Source organism: Pseudomonas sp. LBUM1666, assembly GCF_059695775.1.
In genome coordinates, this window is sequence record NZ_CP166789.1 from 1,089,278 (window position 1) to 1,107,993 (window position 18,716).

Sequence of the window (18,716 nt, forward strand, 5' to 3'; positions counted from 1 at the left end):
CTACCTCAGTCAGCAGGCTCACCGTCAGGCGGCCTGTGCCTCGCTTTCATCCATTCCCGGTATGGTTTTCACCACGTAGCACCGCTGAGTCCCCATGCCGGGCAAACGGACGGCGCAGGAGGCTTTGCCATCTGGCCCCGGCTCAAGGACGCCCCGACGTATCAGCTCCTTGTTCACGGCATTGAGGTTCATGCCCTTGAAGACTTCGGAGCGCCACGCCTCCGGCAATACGTAGTAGGTGTTGGTGGTGTGCAATGCGTCACCCAGGCCATGCTCCAGCGTCTTGCGAAAACCCAACCGGTCAATGGTGCGTGGACCGTGCTCATCGATCTTCGCGGCGGCCGACTCCCAGCGGGTGAAACGGCTTTCACCGAAGCGCTCGATGACCTGGCGCAACCGTGCGAGGATCGCGTCTCCTTCGAAGTTACCGGCGCCGCCGCGCTCATTCATCCAGGCACTGAGGCACACCCGGGCTGCGGTGGTGGCGGTGCCGTCGGGCCAGCCGGTAATCCCCATCGCGGTGGCCAGCTCGCCGGCCGCGGCGGCCAATCCAAAGCGAGCTGCCGCTCGATGCGCCTGACCGCTCGCCGAGGCGGGGAGCGCCTTGGCGATGAATCCCTCCAAGGTATGGCGCAAGATGGTCGACCAACCAAGCAGCTTGCCGGGTTCGCAGAGGGCAGACAGGAACGCTGTGAGCGGTGTGCCGTAGTACTTGGCCACCCGCGTCTTGAGCGCATCGGAGAGGGCGGCGGCATCATCAAATCCGTTCAGCACATCGAACATACCCAGGCCCTTGCTGGCATCCGCCGGCACGGCGAGCATCCGCACTTCCATGCCGGCTTTTAGCTCTTTGTTGGCTTCGGCCATGTGCTGCGCCAACGTCTTCTCGCCGGTCGACAGAAACAGCAAACGCCACTCCTGCACCTGTCGGCCTGCTTGTCCTCGATCATTGGCGCGAGCCTTGCCGGTGCCGTTGCCGAGCATGTACACCGTTTCACCAATGATGCGTGGGTCGCACATGCCGATTTCATCCAGCACCAGGAGCCCGTCGGAATGCGCGGCGGCGATGGATTCCAAGGCGTTATCCGTGGAGCGCCAGGAACGCACCAGACGCGGCCCGCCGTAGATCGAGGCGGCGACTTGCAGGTGGGTGGTCTTGCCGCCGGAGCTGTCACCGTAGAGGTGAAAGCCACCCGACTCATGGCCGAGCATGTGCAGCAGCGGACCGGCAAACGCCACGCTGGCCACAAACGCCAAGCGGTGATTACCGATGCACAGGGCGCCGATTTGTTCTTGCCACTGCTCCAGGGTGCCAGCTTCGCTGATCGGCGGGAGTTGCGCGCCGGCCTCATAGAAGTGCAGGTGTTCGGCGTGCGAACCGACCTGCTGTTCGGGCAGCAAGAAGGCGCTGTCGTGCCAGCCCAAACGGGTGACAAGACGTGCGCGCTGGGTGCTGTCGAAGCCACCGAGATAACTCTGCAAGTCATTGCGGGCATTGCGCCCCGAGCGACTGCCGGCGAGACGTAAGCCCATGTCCACCAATGGACCGAGCACGTCCTTGCCGAAGTCGCCGGTCATGGTCCGCGCCGGAATGTTCCAGCGTTTTTTCGCCCCATCGGGATCGTCGAACTCGACCAGTAATCCCCAGTTATGCCCCTGCGCATCTCGGGTGCGCGCCAGGATCTCCAGTGGCGAACACACCGGGCGTGCCTCACCATCGTCACCGGAATAAAACACGCCTTCTGCTGTCAGGCGAAAGCCGCCGGGCAGCAGATCGTTTTTGGGCTTCGCAGCACGCTTGGTCGTTGGTTTGGTTTTAACTTCGGGTGGTTCGGCCGGTGCTTTTTCCGGCTCAACACCGAACAGTTCGCCGCTGCGTTCCAGCTCGGCGAAGTGCGCCGCGGTCCAGCCTTTGGCTTGGGCATCAGCCGCGTCGTCGCCGTCATCCCATTGACCACCTTTAACGAAAGCCGGTTGGTCATTCTTGAGGGTGGGCTTGCGCTTGAAGACGTCCAGGGCGATCACGCGCACCGATGCGGTGCCGATCTGTTGCAGTTGTTCGGCGACGGCGTCCATACAGTTTTTGCCACTGGCGTCGTTGTCGGGCCACAACACCACGGACCGACCTTTGAGCAGTGTCAGGTCGGCTTTGTGCCAGGAGTTTGAGCCGTTCGGCCAGCACGTGGACACGTAGTTGGGCAACAGCTCCGCTGCGGCGTCGGCAGCCTTTTCGCCTTCGCAGAGAATCACCGGAACCTCTGCGCGTTGCGCCAGCTCATCCAGGCGCAGCAGTGGACGCGGCTCCGGCAAGCCTTGCCAACGCCATTGCCGCGTTTGACTGTCGGCCCGTTGGCACCAGGTCAAAGGGGCAAACACCTTACGCGGTTTGCCGTCTTCCTCTGGGTCCAAGTCGAAGCGATAGAGCGCCATGACCGGTTGGCCCTGAGCGTCGCGATATATCCAGACTTTGGACGGTGCGCCATGTTGCCGGTGTGTGGCCGGGCACTTGTTCATGGCCTCGGCCGGTATCGGCCGAATGGCAATCCAATCCGGTGTTTTACTTTTGCTGGGACTCGATTTCGATTGAACCTCACCAGCGGTAACGTGCAGCAGATCCGCCAGCTTATTGCAGGCTTCGACGTCGGTACTGCCATCCAGATAGCGCACCAGATCGATCAGGTCGCCGCCTTTGTCACCGGTCGCAAAATCCGCCCAAGTGCCCTTGCTCAAGTTGACCTTGAGCGAGCCGGCACGCTTGTCGGTGCGAGTCGGATTAGGAGCGGTGTATTCCTTGCCGCCGTCGACGCGTTTACCGTTGGGCAGCCAGTGAGCAAGCACACGATCCATGTTCTGCAACGCCACAGCTTTGACTTGAGCGAACGTGGGTCGACGGACGTTGGAAGTAGAGGCAGTCATACGCCACCGCCTTGGGCCAATTGCAACCCACTGGTAACGTCATCGATGATCGCCTTGGCCATCTCACTCAAATAATGCGAAGCCCAGACCATTGAGGCGTTGTCATTCTCCATACCGCTCAGGAAGGTGAGTTTGTTCACGCAATCCATGAGCAGGGATGCTTGTTCAAGCGCTTCTTCGCACGAGATGCCGGCATTGATGCGGAACAATGGCTGGTTCTGAGCGTTGCACTTGGCAAAGGTGGCGCCACCCACCGTATTGATCGCAATGGAAGGGGTCATTGGGCGCCTCCACTCATGGGTGACCGAGTGGAGTTGTCGGCATGCACGGCGAGGGTGCGGATCAGACCCAGCGTCCCTCGAACATCCCACAGCGCCGCCGCGATGACATGGTTGGCCAGACGTGGGCCGTCGCACTCGAACTGATCCTCAAGAAGCAAGAGCACGGAGTTGGCTCGATCCACGGCACAGGTGATGGCGTCAATCGGCACACCGGCTTCGGCGCTTTTGTGGACGCAAAGCAGATCCTCGGGCAGGGAGAAGCTCAGGGCTTGGTTCATTGGGCACCGCCTGCGGCTTCGAGGGCGCGAGCTTTGGCCATATGAACGTTGTAACGGGTGAGACGAGTAGCGAGGCTGGAATTGGCGTGTAAAGCGGCGAGAGCCATTGCACGATGGGCAGCGGCGCGAATTTTGGACGGATTGAGGGCGTGCATGGGTGGAGCTCCTTCTTAAGTAGGAACTGCCACGGTTCGTCGCCAAACGAATTGAGGTGGCAGCTGTGCGCAGGTTGGCGAACCGGGTAAGAAGGAACCCGGCAGACCCGAAGGTCTCCCACGCACAGCCACCATAAAAAGGGAATGCGGGCACAAAAAAAGCGCCTGCAATCGTAATGGGGGCGCCTGTGCGCCTTCTTAAACTCGGGTCGCCAAACCCGGTCGCTGAATTTGCAGCGACGGCCAAAGAGTAACGTCCTGTTTTGCAAAGTGCAACCGTGCGGAGATCTTGCGCATTTCTTTGATGCGGCATAAATTGTGCGGGCATGTAGATTTACCTCAACGCCTCCGGATCGCTCCCGGGGGCGTTTTCGTTAGTGCTGGGTGGTGGCGGGGCGAGCGAGGGTGAGCCATTGCAAGTGGTTCCCTTGGCGAGCCCTTTGCCGCATCTGCTGTAGCGCTTCGGGATTGCGCAGTAGGTTGGGAATCAGCTCGCGAGCGTCGCTAATCACCACATCTGCGGGCGGCTGAACCGCTAACAGCGTCCACTCCAGGTTCTGCCACAGCACGATCAGCACCTGAGCTCCGGCCGAGATCGCCTGATCACGCAGAATGAGCAAACGCTGGCGACCTTTGATCTCGGCGGTAGAAGGCAGAGACGCCTCAAGTACACCGACGAAATCCAAGGCTTGGTGGGGAAGAAAGGTCGGGGTCATGCCGCCTCCCGCACGTTGGCAAACAGCGGTAGCGGCGTTTCGCCTTTGAGCCAAGCCAGGATTTTGCTGTCCTCGACGCACCGTCGGCGATGTTCTACCGCGAGCAGTTCGCGCTGCTGTGCCAGACATCCATCCACATAGCCGGACAGGTCCGAGGTCAACTTCATTTCATGGTGCAAGCGTTCGCTTGCGGATTTTTCCTCGGCAAGGTCCTGCTCAACGATTTGTTGCCACACCGCCGGATCGTTCGCAAATCCGGCCGATTGATCGACCAGCCAGTACGTGACCCAGTCGGTCAAACCCAGCGATTTCAGCACGGCGCGGCGGCCCTCTTTCATCGCGAAATGGCCCGTACCATGGATGCTGGAAAACTCTCGACGTACCGCATTTTTGCGGATCAGTTCAGGCAACTCCCACGGATTGGGTTTAAGCGGAAGGACCAGGCCATCAGGGTTGAAAAAGAAGGCTTCTTGTTCTTCCCCGTTCCAGCTCACGCCCGCGATGGTGCGATGACGCCAGTTGATCGCGCCGGGTTGATAGAGACGAAATCCGATGCTGTAGGAGTCGAGAAATGGTCCTTTGAATGGGCTGTAAATGCGCTTCATGCGGCCACCTGATCACGGGCTTCAATGCGGCCTCGCGCCCAGGCTTGCACCTCAGAAAGCACCCACGCTACGGGCGCTCCGCGTGCGGTGCTGATACTCAGTTTCACGGGGCGCGGAAAGCTACTTTTAGAGCACTGCATAAGCTTGTAGATGGTGGGGCGTGCAAGACCAACGATGGCCATGACTTCCGTGATTCTGATCAAGGTTGTCGCTGGGTCGCGATGAGGAAGGTAATTGACTGTCGAAGCGAGTGGGTTAGTCATAGTCGTGCCTGTAAAGTGAGAGACAGACACAGGTTAGAGAGCAAAAAAAAAGCAAACATGGTTTGCTTTTTTTGCTGGCTATCGGGGTAAGTAACCCCCCTTATGAAGGTATTTCCTGACGGTCGGGATCGAAGCTATTTTGTCTTTTTCAACAATCACTTTAATCAAGTCGGTTCCAGATATTTTTGGGTCCGCTGAAACGTGACGGTCGGCTGCGTTGCATACACGATCAAATCGATTTTTCGGTATGCGTCCGGGCATCCCGTCTTGCACCCTGGGAGAGCAGGAAAACAGAGGTAACACATGGGTCAGTTCGTATAATTACATTAGACGGTGTTTTAACTGATTTCTGTCCCCCAAATTTGGCACTGATTCGAGAGTGTTTTCAGCCACCCTCCATCGGTTTGCCGGAATTCAATTGGCCATGTTTTAGCTTTGGCTTGGCCCCCCTTGCGTGACCAGGCAACCGGAGCCCCATGCTGGTTTGACCAGTGCAGGCGTGAATGAACCTGAATTGGGTCCATGTGCGCCACGACAATATCGCCCTCGGTGCGATATGAGTGCTGATCTGGGTTGTGTCGGGGCGTTAGGGGTGGCGTCCGGGTTGAGATGGTGTGGCGTAGGTGCGTCTACGGTGCTTTCAGTTGAAAGTCGTCGAGAAATAGACGGTGTTTTTTAGGTGCGGATTAGGGCTCGCTGAGTGCTCAGTGGGTGCTTATAAGGGTTGGGTGAGTGTGGTGCGGGGCGTTCCTGGGTTTATATGGATCGGTGATGGTGCCGGTCGGGGCAGAGCGCGCACCCAAAGCACCCAAACTGCCAAGAAGGATGTTGACGGAGGGAAGCCTGCTCGGTTCCCTCCGAAAATAGCTGAGTTGTCCGAGAATTTTGCGGAACAGTTTCGTGTGTCGATCATCACGAGAGGCGACACGTTGCTGCACCTGATTGACCACTACATACGGCGAACCTTCGACAACGGGCGGAGGATGCCGCCTCAAGTTTGCAAAAGGCTATCGACCTCTTCCCCGTTGTTAGCGAAGGGCTTCGCTACCCCGTCAAGGTCACCAGGAGCGCCGGGAAATCTCTACCTTGCGCTCAGAAGCAAAGGTGGTGGCACAGACTCGTTGGCCTGGCTGATGGAAATCGAAACGGGGCAGCTATCCGCATATTGATTCCATTGATTGGCCAGGCGGGTGCAGAACAGATGCTCGATGCGCTGAATAAAGTGCAGGAGGTTTCGGATGAAAGTGCGGCCGGGCATACCGTCTTGCGCAACTAAACCGGTTGCCATCTATGCGGCAGCAGTTCGGCAATCGCACTCGCCCGCTGCGTCGGCAGGCGCGTGAGGACGTCCTTCAAATAAGCATACGGATCATGTCCGTTGAGCCGTGCCGATTGGATCAAGCTCATGATCGCGGCTGCACGTTTGCCACTGCGCAGTGACCCAGCGAACAGCCAATTTTTGCGACCTAACGCCCATGGCCGAATCTGGTTCTCGGCCCAATTATTGTCAATGGGTATGGCACCGTCATCGAGATAGCGCGACAGCGCCGTCCAACGTTTGAGGCTGTAATCCAGAGCCTTGCTAATAGCCGAGCCGTCGTGCACGAGCTGGCGCTGGGCGATCATCCAGGCATGCAAAGCGTCCATCACCGGTACGGCTTTTTCTTGCCGTATTCGGCGGCGTAAATCCGGTTCCAGGTCGCGGACTTCATGCTCTATTTCGTACAGCCGCTGGATGTACCTCAAGGCCTGCTCGGCAAGCTGGCTCTTGTTGGTGGCGTGCAGCTCGAAGAACTTGCGCCGCGCATGAGCCATGCAGCCGATCTCGGTCACGCCGAGTTCAAAGCTGGCCTTGTAGCCGCCAAAATCATCGCAGACCAGCTTGCCCTTCCAGTCTTGCAGGAAGTTGCGGGCGTGTTCTCCGGCGCGGCTAGGGCTGAAGTCGTAAACCACCGCCGCCAATTCCGAGAACTGGCTGGTGGCGTAGGCCCAGACATAGGCTCGATGGGTTTTCTTCGCACCCGGCGTGAGCATCTGCACCGGCGTTTCATCGGCGTGGATTACGCCATGTTCGAGGACAGTATTACGCAGGGCATCGACCAGCGGCTGTAACTGCACGCCACAGTTGCCGACCCATTGCGCCAGGGTCGAACGCGCGATAGCCAAACCGGCTCGACCAAAAATCGATTCCTGGCGATAGAGCGGTAGATGGTCGGCGAACTTCGCGATCATGACGTGGGCCAGCAGCCCCGCGGTCGGGATGCCTTTGTCGATGACCTGCGCCGGAACCGGTGCCTGGATCAGGGTTTCGCACTGATCGCAGACCCACTTGCCACGGATGTGCCGCTCAACGGTGAACACGCCCGGCGTGTAGTCGAGTTTCTCGCTGACATCCTCGCCGATACGCTTGAGAGCGCAGCCGCACTGGCAATGGCTGTTGTCGGGTTCGTGGTGGATCAGAGTGCGCGGAAACTGCGGCGGCAAGGCGGTGCGTTTAGGTTTTTGCCGAACCTCGGTCGAAGCGGGAGCAAGTTTCAGCGCTTCAAGTTCAGCCTCGATGGCCGCAATGTCGGTGTCGATCAGGTCATCGAGCAGGCTGGCTTGATCCGGGCTCAGTTGCTCGCTGCGCTTGGCAAACTTGAAGCGCTTGAGTTGCGCAATCTCGTGGGTCAGCTTCTCGATCACCGTTTGGTCGCGGTGGATCTTCTTACCCATTGTCTCGATTTTCTGATCGAGACTCTCGACACGCTGCATCAACTGCGCCGCCAGAGCACGCAGTTGTTCAGGGTTTAGTTGGTCGAGATTGGGCAGTGAAGTCATGCCGCCGATTTTGCCAGAGCAGGCTAAAACCGACGATAGGCTCATCGGACAATTGCACGGCCTGGGTGGCCATGGCAGGTGTTATACGATGGAAATCGCGCTGCCAGGCCCGACTCTTTGCCAAGGCAAACCCAGCACCAGGGCATGTAGCTGTTCGGCACCCAATTCTATCTGAGAGCCGTGTCGAGAACCCGGCCAGAAGAACTTGCCTTGATGCAGGCGGCGCGCTGCCAGCCAGATACCCAACCCGTCGTGCACCAGCACCTTGATGCGCGTGGCGCGGCGATTGGCAAACAGATAAGCACAGTGCGGCTGCGCCGCACCGAACACTGCAACCACCCGCGCCAGCGCGGTTTCGGTGCCGGCGCGCATGTCCATCGGCTCGGTGGCGAGCCAGATGGAGTCGATGCGGATCATCGCAACAGGTCTCGCAGAAAGGTGGCGCAGGCAGCGGCGCTTTCGGTCGGCCAGTTCACTTTCACGGTGCCGCGCGGGTGTGGGATTTCGAGGCAGATAGTCGATGACGCGGCTTGCGAATTTGCTCCGGCTAACTGCAAGGGCAGCGGAATGAAAGCAGGTTGCAGCGCCATGGCTTTCTGCGTTTGCACTCGAATCCATTTATGGACGAGGTTCGCGTTGAGGCTGTGGCTCAGCGCAACGCTGGCAATCGAGGCCCCGGGCTGGGAGCACTCTTGAATGACCTGGGCCTTGAAGGATTTGGAGTAGGAACGGCGTTGTGGCTGCATGAAAGACCCGCTTAAAAGGCTAGAAATGGTGTCCACTTAAATCAGGTGGACACCATCGCCTTTGGCGTCGGGGTCAGGAAGGTGTGTTGGCCGGACGCATACATTTTTCGCCGCCTGTTGTATATCCGACTCAGGATTACTGTTGCCTTTTCCAGCTATTTTTCCGCGTTGTGATGCTTGAGTGGCAGAAACGTTAGCAAGGACTTTGCGCATAAAGCCGTATGCATTGGAGCCAGGTTGTGAAGCCTCGACGTCTTCGATTTGTCGGTAAAGTGAGGCCAGCATCAATGCCTTATCCGCGCCCGCTTTTAAGAGGGCGAAGTCCTCTCTGCTTCTAATTTCGAACCCGCTGGTTCGATCTCGCGCCTTCTCCACAAGCTTTATGTATTCTTTGTGATCGGTTTGCCGCAGCAACTCGACCAGGTCAACCTCAATGTCATAAACACCAAGCTCCAAGTCGAACAACCAATTTGCAAGGGCTTCAACTGCTTCTACGGCCTGGACGAGTGCGTAGGTCGCTACGAGCTGGGAGTCGCTAACGAGATGATCTATCTTAATCTCACTGCGAATTACCCTCGGTAGGGCTGTCGCTTCAGCAAAGTGAAAGCGCTCTTCGATGAGATCTCGACGAAGAAATAGGGTATTGATCGTCGATTTAGCGCTTTCGGCATATCCGCCATCCTCAAGCCAATAAAACAACGCATGATTGATTAGCTCAAAGCCTGCTTTGAAATGGTCGAAAAAATGATCGTATAACGCTAATTCACTAACGGCTAACTCGATCTCCTCGATATCCATAAGCAGACAAGCTACCTCGACTCCCGCGATCTCTAGCTCTCCAGCTTCTAGGCTAACTTTGCCTTTCATGACGCTGCCCCTTGCCCCCAAGCGGAAGTGGTTAACCCGCGAGGTCCACGGTGGAAAAAAGTCACCAACAGGGCAACATTGGTTCTCATACCGTTACACGGTTTATCCCTGTTACACGGAGTGTATGGAAAACTGAGTTTGCGTGTAACTCTAAAAAAACTTAATATTTTCAGTAGGTTGGCGAGATTCGTTACACGAGTAACACGCGTTACACCGCTTTTGGAGGGGGGGTGGATAAGGAGCCTCATATCACCTTTCCAAATTGGCCTTGCACGACGTTTCCATGCTCAAGACCATCGAGGTAGTCGGCATACCACTGCATCATCTTCACGCGTTGTTCAAGGTATTGAGCCTTGTTGTATATCCCCGAAATGCCTTCCTCTTTATGGGCAAGCTGTGCCTCAACGTGTTCCTTCGGCCAGCCATGTTCTCGGAGCAATGTGCTCGCTGTATGTCGAGTGCCGTGTCCAACTAGGCGACCTTTGTAGCCAATTGTGGCAAAGACCTTGTTGATCGTATTTTCACTTATGGTCGGATTTTTGGCTCCGACCCCGGGGAAGAGCCAACGACTGCGACCGGTTAAGCACTGCAGCTCTTTCAGTGCTGCAACAGCTTGGTGGGGAAGGGGGCATACAAAATCCCGACGCATCTTCATCTTGGCGGCAGGGGTGGTCCAAATGGCTTTCTCAAGGTCAAATTCCTTCCATTCAGCCAAGCGGACCATTCCAGGTCGTGATGCCGTCCATACACAAAGCCATGCAGCAGTGCGGGCTGTCAGCCTGCTCGGGGTGTTTTTGAGTGCTTGGAGGAATTCAGCCAGTTCAGGCTCCAGCAAATGTGGATGCTGCTGAGTCTTAGGAGCTTGGGCTGCAATATCGCGAAGGCGGCTGCCCGGATCGTTTTCAGTCAGGCCCAAGCCGATGGCTCGCCCGAAGATCTGATTTATCCAGGTGCGACACTTTTCCGCTACGTTGTGTGCGTCTCGGGCTTCAATGGATGCCTGGAGTTTTGCGCAGTCGGTACGGGTGATTTCATCTAGAGGCTTGTCTCCCAGTGCCGGGAGTATGTCCTTGTCGAGGTAGGTGCGGATTTTGTTGAGGGTAGAGGGTGCAAGGCCCTTTTCCTCTTTCGCCTTCAGCCAGGCATCAGCAGCAGCTCGAAAGGTTCGGGTTTTGGCCGCATCGAAAGAAGCTTTCGCGGATCGCTTCTGTTCAAGGGGATCGGCACCGCTACTCACTACCTTGCGTAGATCAGCAGCTTTGTCCCGTGCCAACGCACCGCTTACTTCCGGGTATCCCCCGAGCCCCATCCAAGCCCAATTGCCCGCCGGACGTTTGTAGCGGAGCTGCCAAGATTTACCACCATCGGGTTTAACCCTGAAGTAGAGGCCGTTTCCGTCCAGCTCCCTGTATTCCTTTAATTCCGGCTCCAATCCCGCAAGTGTCGTGTCAGCGAGAGGGCGGCGCTTGATGTCTGCGCGCTTCATCCTTGTATCCCAAAGTTCGGTATTTTTCTCAGGATACAAGCAGGGATACAGGGATACAACGGATAAGGGGATACAGTGGTAGATAGCCAGACACAAAAAAACCGGCTCAAGTGGCCGGTTTCTCTGGGTTTGAAAGTCTGGTAGAGACTTTCAGATACTGCTATATGGTGCCCCGAGGGAGACTCGAACTCCCACTTCTTGCGAAAACGGATTTTGAATCCGCCGCGTCTACCAATTCCGCCATCAGGGCTCAATGGCGGCGAAGTATAGAGATGAGATAACCGTCGGTCAATCAGGTACATGGAGAATTTTTGATATTTCCGCTAGACTTCCCGGCCCTGCTAGACGAACCCCATCATGCGCGTTGCTGACTTTACCTTCGAGCTCCCTGATTCGCTGATCGCTCGCCATCCTTTGGCTGAGCGTCGCAACAGTCGCCTGTTGACCCTTGATGGGGTCAGCGGCGCCCTGGCACACCGTCAATTCACTGATTTGCTCGAGCATTTGCGCCCGGGCGATTTGATGGTGTTCAACAATACCCGGGTGATTCCGGCGCGGCTGTTTGGCCAGAAGGCTTCCGGCGGCAAGCTGGAAATTCTGGTGGAGCGGGTGCTCGACAGTCATCGCGTGCTGGCCCATGTGCGTTCCAGCAAGTCACCGAAGCCTGGTTCGAAGATCCTGATCGACGGCGGTGGCGAAGCCGAGATGCTGGCGCGTCACGATGCGTTGTTCGAGTTGGGGTTTGCCGAAGAGGTGTTGCCGCTGCTCGATCGCGTCGGGCACATGCCGTTGCCTCCTTATATAGACCGCCCGGATGAAGGCTCGGACCGCGAGCGTTATCAAACGGTCTACGCCGAGCGTTTGGGCGCGGTAGCGGCGCCGACGGCGGGGCTGCATTTCGATCAGCCGCTGATGGAGGCGATTGCCGCCAAGGGTATCGAGACTGCGTTCGTGACCTTGCACGTCGGCGCTGGCACGTTTCAGCCGGTGCGGGTCGAGAAGCTCGAAGACCACCACATGCACAGCGAATGGCTGGAAGTCGGCCAGGACGTGGTCGATGCCGTCGAAGCCTGCCGCGCTCGCGGTGGTCGGGTGGTGGCGGTGGGGACCACCAGCGTGCGTTCCCTGGAAAGCGCCGCCCGCGATGGCGTGCTCAAGCCGTTCAGTGGCGACACCGACATCTTTATCTACCCGGGCCGGCCGTTTCATGTGGTCGATGCCCTGGTCACCAACTTTCATTTGCCCGAATCCACGCTGTTGATGCTGGTTTCGGCGTTCGCCGGTTATCCCGAAGCCATGGCCGCTTACAAAGCCGCCGTGGAGCATGAATACCGATTTTTCAGCTACGGTGATGCGATGTTTATCACCCGTAACCCCGCACCACGTGGCCCTGAGGAAACAGAATGAGTCGCACCAGTCGCATGTCTTTTGAGCTCCTTGCCACCGATGGCAAGGCTCGTCGCGGTCGTTTGACCTTTCCACGCGGTACCGTCGAGACCCCGGCCTTCATGCCGGTGGGCACGTACGGCACGGTCAAGGGCATGTTGCCGCGGGATATCACCGCCACCGGCGCGGAAATCATTCTGGGTAACACCTTCCACTTGTGGCTGCGTCCTGGCACCGAAGTGATCAAGAAGCACGGCGACCTGCACGATTTCATGCAGTGGAAAGGCCCGATTCTGACCGACTCCGGCGGTTTCCAGGTGTTCAGCCTGGGCGCCATGCGCAAGATCAAGGAGGAGGGCGTGACTTTCGCCTCTCCGGTCGACGGCGCCAAAGTGTTCATGGGCCCGGAAGAGTCGATGCAGGTCCAGCGTGATCTGGGCTCGGACATCGTGATGATTTTCGACGAATGCACGCCTTACCCGGCCGATGAAGACGTTGCGCGGGTGTCGATGGAGCTGTCGTTGCGTTGGGCCAAGCGTTCGAAAGTAGCCCATGGCGATAACACGGCGGCGCTGTTCGGCATCGTGCAGGGCGGCATGCACCAGGATCTGCGCATGCGTTCCCTGGAAGGTCTCGACAATATCGGCTTCGATGGCCTGGCTATCGGCGGTCTGTCGGTGGGCGAGCCGAAACACGAGATGATCAAGGTGCTCGACTACCTGCCAGGTCAGATGCCGGCTGACAAACCTCGTTACCTTATGGGCGTTGGCAAACCGGAAGATCTGGTTGAGGGTGTGCGCCGCGGTGTGGACATGTTCGATTGCGTGATGCCAACCCGTAATGCCCGCAATGGGCATCTGTTCATTGATACAGGCGTGCTGAAGATCCGTAACGCGTTCCATCGCCATGATGATTCGCCGCTGGATCCGACCTGCGATTGCTACACCTGCCAGAACTTCTCCCGTGCTTATCTGCACCATCTGGACAAGTGCGGCGAAATGCTGGGTAGCATGTTGAATACCATCCACAATTTGCGCCATTACCAGGTGCTTATGGCTGGTTTGCGCGAGGCTATTCAACAGGGTACATTGGCCGCCTTTGTCGATGCCTTCTACGCCAAACGCGGGCTTCCTGTTCCGCCTTTGGACTGAGTTTTCTGACCCCAAGATTCAACATTTGCAACTGGAGTGCTAAATGAGCTTTTTTATCTCTAATGCCATGGCTGACGCTGCTGCACCTGCTGCAGGCCCAATGGGCGGCGGCTTTGAGTGGATTTTCCTGGTCGGTTTCCTGGTCATCTTCTACCTGATGATCTGGCGTCCACAGGCCAAGCGCGCCAAAGAGCAGAAAAACCTGCTGAGCAGCCTGCAGAAAGGCGACGAAGTTGTGACCACCGGTGGTATCGCCGGCAAGATCACTAAAGTGGCAGACGACTTCGTTGTTCTGGAAGTTTCCGACACCATCGAAATGAAGTTCCAGAAAGGCGCTATCGCCGCCACGCTGCCAAAAGGCACGCTGAAAGCGATCTAAGTTTCAACTTCTACTCAATCGACGGGGCGCGCAAGGCGCCCCGCGTCATAAGCGGGCGGCGTGATGCTGAACAAATACCCTCTGTGGAAATACATTCTGATCCTGGCGGTGCTAGCGGTCGGTCTGATTTATTCCGCTCCCAATCTATATCCTGATGACCCGGCCATTCAGGTCAGCGGTGCAAGCACTTCGCTGCAGGTCACTCAGGCTGATCTGGATCGTGTGGGCACAGCGCTCAAGGAATCCGGGATCAACGTCAAGGCTGCCACCCTGGCAGCAAACGGCAAGGGCGGTCTGATTCGTCTGACCAAGGCTGAAGATCAGCTGCCTGCCAAGGACGTCGTGCGCAAGGCATTGGGTGATGACTACGTCGTTGCACTGAACCTGGCACAAACCACCCCGCAATGGCTGCGCAGCCTGGCCGCGCACCCGATGAAGCTGGGTCTGGACTTGTCCGGTGGTGTGCACTTCCTGCTGGAAGTGGACATGGACAAAGCGCTCGATGCGCGCCTGAAAGTCTACGAAGGCGACGTCAAGAGCCTGTTGCGTAAAGAGAAGCTGCGCTATCGCAGTCTGCCGCAACTCAACGGTGCCATTCAGCTGGGCTTCACTGATGAAGCAACCCGCGAACAAGCCCGTGCGCTGATCCGCAAGAGCTTCAACGATTTCGACATTGTTCCGGCCGACCTCAATGGCCAACCGGTACTGCGTCTGGCGATGACCCCGGCCAAGCTGGCGGAAATCCGTGAATACTCCATCAAGCAGAACTTGACCACGGTACGTAACCGCGTCAACGAGCTGGGTGTTGCCGAACCGATCGTTCAGCGTCAGGGCGCCAACCGCATCGTGGTTGAGCTGCCGGGCGTGCAGGACACCGCCGAAGCCAAGCGTATCCTCGGCAAGACGGCCAACCTTGAGTTCCGTCTGGCCGCTGAGCCAGGCGCTTCGAAAGCCACTTCCGAAACCTTCGAGTTCCGTGAAGGCAATCGTCCGTCAGCACAGATCGAGCGTGGTTTGATCATCACTGGCGACCAGGTGACTGACGCCAAGGCTGGCTTCGGCGAGCAGGGCACACCAGAAGTGAACATCCGTCTGGATGGCCACGGTGGCGAGCTGATGAGTCGTGCGACTCGCAGCAACGTCGGCCGCAGCATGGCAGTGATCTTTATCGAGCAACGTCCGGTTACCACTTACGTCAAGCAAGTGGTTAATGGCGTCGAGAAAGACGTGCCGGTCCAGACGTTCAAGGAAGAGAAAAAGATCATCAGCCTGGCGACCATTCAGTCGCCGCTGGGTGCTCAGTTCCGCATCACTGGCCTGAACGGCCAGGGCGAGTCGTCCGAACTGGCGCTGCTGTTGCGTGCCGGTGGTCTGGCTGCACCGATGTACTTTGCTGAAGAACGTACCATTGGCCCAAGCCTGGGTGCCGACAACATCATCAAAGGTGTCGATGCATCGCTGTGGGGCATGCTGTTTGTCTCGCTGTTTATCATCGCCATCTACCGCTTCTTCGGCATCATCGCCACCGTCGCTCTGTCGGTGAACATGGTGCTGCTGCTGGCCCTGATGTCGCTGCTGGGTGCAACGCTGACCCTGCCGGGTATCGCCGGTATCGTGTTGACCATGGGTATGGCCGTTGACGCCAACGTTCTGATCTTCTCGCGGATACGTGAAGAGATCGCGGCGGGCATGACCGTACAACGGGCAATCAACGAAGGCTTCGGCCGGGCATTCACCGCGATTCTCGACGCCAACCTGACAACCTTGTTGGTCGGCGGGATTCTCTTTGCGATGGGCACCGGTCCTGTCAAAGGTTTCGCAGTGACCATGTCCCTCGGGATCTTTACCTCGATGTTCACGGCCATCATGGTGACCCGCGCGATGGTCAACCTGATCTTCGGCGGTCGTGACTTCAAGAAGTTGTGGATTTAAGGGGCTGCCATGTTACGTACAATCAACTTCATGGGCGTTCGCAACTTTGCGTTCGGCGTCACATTGTTCCTTACCGCGCTGGCTTTGTTCAGCGTCGCCACCAAGGGCATGAACTGGGGCCTGGACTTCACCGGCGGTACGCTCATCGAGCTGACCTACGAGCGTCCGGCCGATGTCACCAAGGTGCGTGAGCAACTGGTCACTTCGGGTTATCACGAGGCCATCGTGCAGAGCTTCGGTGCGACTACTGATTTGCTGGTGCGCATGCCGGGTGAAGACCCGCAGTTGGGTCATCAAGTGGCAGAAGCGCTGCTGAAAGTCGGCGGCGACAACCCGGCGACGGTCAAACGCGTCGAGTTCGTCGGCCCACAGGTGGGTGAAGAGCTGCGCGACCAGGGCGGCCTCGGCATGCTGATGGCGCTGGGCGGCATCCTGATCTACCTGGCTTTCCGCTTTCAGTGGAAGTTTGCGGTCGGTGCGATCGTTTCGCTGATCCACGACGTGATCGTGACCATCGGCATTCTGTCGTTCTTCCAGATCACCTTCGACCTGACGGTACTGGCGGCGGTACTGGCGATCATTGGTTACTCGCTCAACGACACGATCGTGGTATTCGACCGGGTTCGTGAGAACTTCCGTGTGCTGCGCAAGGCGTCCTTGATCGAGAACATCAACATCTCGACCACGCAAACCCTGCTGCGGACCATGGCAACGTCGATCTCCACTTTGCTGGCGATCGCGGCCCTGTTGTTCTTTGGTGGCGACAACCTGTTCGGCTTCTCCATCGCGCTGTTTATCGGTGTTTTGGCGGGTACTTACTCGTCGATCTACATCGCCAACGTCGTGCTGATCTGGCTGAACCTGAGCACTGAGGATCTGATTCCTACAGTGGCTACCGATAAGGAAGTCGACGACCGCCCATAACGGCTATCGTTTTCCAGCTGTCGGCCGAAAAGGCGCGAGTATTGAACTCGCGCCTTTTTTTATGCTCCAAGGCTGGGAGAAGCGCGGGCTTGTCCCGCATGTGATGGTCAGGAGGTTCATGTGAACAAGTCGTTGCTGGTTGGTGCGGTATTGGGTGCTGTCGGTGTAACTGCCGGGGGTGCTGTTGCCACCTACAAGCTGGTTAATAGCGGCCCTGAGTATGCGCAAGTTCTAGCCGTTGAACCGGTCAAAACGCAAATCAAGACGCCACGTGAAGTGTGCAAGGACGTAGCAGTAACCCGGCAGGCGCCGGTGAAAGATCAACACCAGATCGCCGGTACCGTATTGGGTGCCGTGGCGGGTGGTTTGCTCGGTAATCAGATCGGTGGTGGTACCGGCAAGAAGATTGCCACCGTGGCAGGTGCAGTTGGCGGTGGTTACGCGGGCAACAAGGTCCAGGAAGGTATGCAGAATCGTGATACCTACACCACGACTCAAACGCGCTGTAACACGGTGAATGACATCAGCGACAAGGTTGTAGGGTATGACGTCCGTTATTCACTGGATGGCAAGGAAGGCAAAGTGCGGATGGATCGCGATCCGGGCAACCAGATTCCGGTCGACAAGGAAGGTAAGCTTGTACTCTCGCAGAACGAACCGGCTCCAGCTCAATAATCAGCTGATTGCCAGAATCAAAAAAGAAGCACCTGAAAGGGTGCTTTTTTGGTGCCTGGAGTTTCTGCATCACCGCAAATCCCTGTGGGAGCGAGCTTGCTCGCGATGACGGCGTTACATCCGACATGGATGTGACTGTCAGGCCGCTATCGCGAGCAAGCTCGCTCCCACATTTGTTTTGTGGTGTTTTCGGGATCAAATTCCAGGCATAAAAAAGCACCCCGCAGGGTGCTTTTTTTGTGGCTGCTCGCTTAGCGTTTCAGCGAGGCCGGCAGGTGCGGCTGGATGGCCGTCAGTACTGCTTTGAAGCATTTGGTGTTACCGGCAACGACGTGGCCTTTCTCAAGGAAGTCGTGGCCGCCGGTGAAGTCGCTCACCAGGCCGCCAGCTTCCTGGATCAGCAGGGCGCCTGCAGCCATGTCCCATTCGGACAGGCCCGACTCCCAGAACGCGTCGAAACGGCCAGCCGCTACGTAAGCCAGGTCCAGGCTCGCCGAGCCAGCGCGGCGGATGCCGGCAGTCTGGCCAACCAGGGCGCGGAACATGCCCAGGTAGTTGTCGAGGTTGTCCATCTGGTCATCGCGGAACGGGAAGCCGGTACCCAGCAGGGCGCCGTCCAGGCTGGTGCGGCCGCTGACGCGCAGACGACGACCGTTCAGTTGAGCGCCGCGACCACGGCTGGCGGTGAATTCTTCCTGGCGAACCGGATCCAGAACAACAGCGTGTTCCAGGCGGCCGCGGTATTTGCAGGCGATGCTGACAGCGAAGTGAGGAATGCCGCGCAGGAAGTTGGTGGTGCCGTCCAGTGGATCGATGATCCACAGGTATTCTTCGCCTTCGCCGCTACCAGGGTGCATGCCGGTTTCTTCACCGAGAATGCCGTGGGTAGGGTAGGCCTTGCGCAGCGCGTCGATGATTTTCTGCTCGGCGGCGCGATCCACCTCGGATACGTAATCCTTGGCGTCTTTTTCGTCGACCTTGATGGTATCCAGGCGCTCGATGGAGCGGAAGATCAATTCACTGGCGCTGCGGGCGGCGCGCAGCGCGATATTCAGCATGGGCTGCATGGATGTGTCACCTAAGGTTGTTAAAGAAAGCCGGGCATTCTATCAGAACTTTTCTACAGGTGAAGGTCG

At 57.8% G+C, this 18,716-nt stretch carries 19 protein-coding genes and 1 tRNA gene; 6 read left to right on the forward strand and 14 right to left on the reverse strand.

The features are described from left to right. Positions 1-24: 24 nt before the first annotated feature. The 13 genes from ACA056_RS04830 to ACA056_RS04890 form a co-directional block, all read right to left on the reverse strand. Entirely contained in the window at positions 25-2,916 is a 2,892-nt protein-coding gene (locus tag ACA056_RS04830; RefSeq protein ID WP_497270893.1) for a DUF927 domain-containing protein, read from the reverse strand. Next, positions 2,913-3,197: a DUF3077 domain-containing protein gene (locus ACA056_RS04835; protein WP_497270895.1), complete on the reverse strand. Its 285-nt coding sequence runs from the start codon at positions 3,195-3,197 to the stop codon at positions 2,913-2,915. Before ACA056_RS04835 ends, ACA056_RS04830 begins: the two co-directional genes overlap by 4 nt. Next, the gene (locus tag ACA056_RS04840) at positions 3,194-3,475 is read right to left on the reverse strand and encodes a hypothetical protein (protein ID WP_497270897.1); all 282 of its coding nucleotides are present in this window, start codon (positions 3,473-3,475) and stop codon (positions 3,194-3,196) included. Before ACA056_RS04840 ends, ACA056_RS04835 begins: the two co-directional genes overlap by 4 nt. Continuing rightward, on the reverse strand, positions 3,472-3,630 hold the full coding sequence (locus ACA056_RS04845; RefSeq protein ID WP_497270899.1) for a hypothetical protein: 159 nt from the start codon (positions 3,628-3,630) through the stop codon (positions 3,472-3,474). Before ACA056_RS04845 ends, ACA056_RS04840 begins: the two co-directional genes overlap by 4 nt. Before the next feature lie 374 nt (positions 3,631-4,004). Then, positions 4,005-4,346, reverse strand: a complete 342-nt coding sequence (locus ACA056_RS04850; RefSeq protein ID WP_497270901.1) for a hypothetical protein — start codon at positions 4,344-4,346, stop codon at positions 4,005-4,007. Continuing rightward, positions 4,343-4,951 carry a hypothetical protein gene (locus ACA056_RS04855; protein WP_497270903.1) on the reverse strand — a complete coding sequence of 203 codons (609 nt, stop codon included), beginning with the start codon at positions 4,949-4,951 and terminating at the stop codon, positions 4,343-4,345. The genes ACA056_RS04850 and ACA056_RS04855 overlap by 4 nt, the downstream gene beginning before the upstream one ends. Continuing rightward, complete coding sequence (locus tag ACA056_RS04860; protein WP_497270905.1) at positions 4,948-5,214, reverse strand: helix-turn-helix transcriptional regulator; 267 nt, start codon at positions 5,212-5,214, stop codon at positions 4,948-4,950. Before ACA056_RS04860 ends, ACA056_RS04855 begins: the two co-directional genes overlap by 4 nt. 1,272 nt (positions 5,215-6,486) lie before the next feature. Further along, positions 6,487-8,034 carry an IS66 family transposase gene (gene tnpC / locus ACA056_RS04865; protein ID WP_497270907.1) on the reverse strand — a complete coding sequence of 516 codons (1,548 nt, stop codon included), beginning with the start codon at positions 8,032-8,034 and terminating at the stop codon, positions 6,487-6,489. An 81-nt stretch (positions 8,035-8,115) separates the two neighbouring features. After that, entirely contained in the window at positions 8,116-8,451 is a 336-nt protein-coding gene (gene tnpB / locus ACA056_RS04870) for an IS66 family insertion sequence element accessory protein TnpB (RefSeq protein ID WP_497270909.1), read from the reverse strand. Next, entirely contained in the window at positions 8,448-8,780 is a 333-nt protein-coding gene (gene tnpA / locus ACA056_RS04875; protein WP_207203826.1) for an IS66-like element accessory protein TnpA, read from the reverse strand. The genes tnpB and tnpA overlap by 4 nt, the downstream gene beginning before the upstream one ends. A 36-nt stretch (positions 8,781-8,816) precedes the next feature. Beyond that, positions 8,817-9,647 carry a hypothetical protein gene (locus ACA056_RS04880; protein ID WP_497270911.1) on the reverse strand — a complete coding sequence of 277 codons (831 nt, stop codon included), beginning with the start codon at positions 9,645-9,647 and terminating at the stop codon, positions 8,817-8,819. A gap of 244 nt (positions 9,648-9,891) precedes the next feature. Then, entirely contained in the window at positions 9,892-11,133 is a 1,242-nt protein-coding gene (locus tag ACA056_RS04885) for a tyrosine-type recombinase/integrase (RefSeq protein ID WP_497270913.1), read from the reverse strand. Positions 11,134-11,298: 165 nt separating this feature from the next. Then, positions 11,299-11,383 (reverse strand) — tRNA-Leu (locus tag ACA056_RS04890). A gap of 107 nt (positions 11,384-11,490) precedes the next feature. Here ACA056_RS04890 and queA point away from each other — a divergent pair. The 6 genes from queA to ACA056_RS04920 all read left to right on the forward strand — a co-directional run bounded on the left by queA (position 11,491) and on the right by ACA056_RS04920 (position 17,580). Next, positions 11,491-12,540, forward strand: coding sequence for a tRNA preQ1(34) S-adenosylmethionine ribosyltransferase-isomerase QueA (queA, locus tag ACA056_RS04895; protein ID WP_497270915.1), 1,050 nt, complete (start codon positions 11,491-11,493; stop codon positions 12,538-12,540). A gap of 14 nt (positions 12,541-12,554) precedes the next feature. Continuing rightward, positions 12,555-13,670 (forward strand): tRNA guanosine(34) transglycosylase Tgt, encoded by a 1,116-nt coding sequence (gene tgt, locus ACA056_RS04900; protein WP_497273491.1) that lies wholly within the window; start codon positions 12,555-12,557, stop codon positions 13,668-13,670. Between the two features lie 43 nt (positions 13,671-13,713). Next, positions 13,714-14,049, forward strand: coding sequence for a preprotein translocase subunit YajC (gene yajC / locus ACA056_RS04905; RefSeq protein WP_008147715.1), 336 nt, complete (start codon positions 13,714-13,716; stop codon positions 14,047-14,049). Between the two features lie 63 nt (positions 14,050-14,112). Continuing rightward, positions 14,113-15,981, forward strand: coding sequence for a protein translocase subunit SecD (gene secD, locus ACA056_RS04910; protein ID WP_497270917.1), 1,869 nt, complete (start codon positions 14,113-14,115; stop codon positions 15,979-15,981). Positions 15,982-15,990: 9 nt separating this feature from the next. Continuing rightward, the gene (gene secF / locus ACA056_RS04915) at positions 15,991-16,905 is read left to right on the forward strand and encodes a protein translocase subunit SecF (protein WP_046046025.1); all 915 of its coding nucleotides are present in this window, start codon (positions 15,991-15,993) and stop codon (positions 16,903-16,905) included. Between the two features lie 120 nt (positions 16,906-17,025). Continuing rightward, positions 17,026-17,580, forward strand: a complete 555-nt coding sequence (locus tag ACA056_RS04920; protein WP_497270919.1) for a glycine zipper 2TM domain-containing protein — start codon at positions 17,026-17,028, stop codon at positions 17,578-17,580. Between the two features lie 251 nt (positions 17,581-17,831). On the opposite strand, the gene suhB is transcribed toward ACA056_RS04920, so the two are convergent. Next, positions 17,832-18,647 carry a type III secretion system regulator SuhB gene (suhB, locus tag ACA056_RS04925; RefSeq protein ID WP_008147729.1) on the reverse strand — a complete coding sequence of 272 codons (816 nt, stop codon included), beginning with the start codon at positions 18,645-18,647 and terminating at the stop codon, positions 17,832-17,834. Positions 18,648-18,716: the final 69 nt, after the last annotated feature.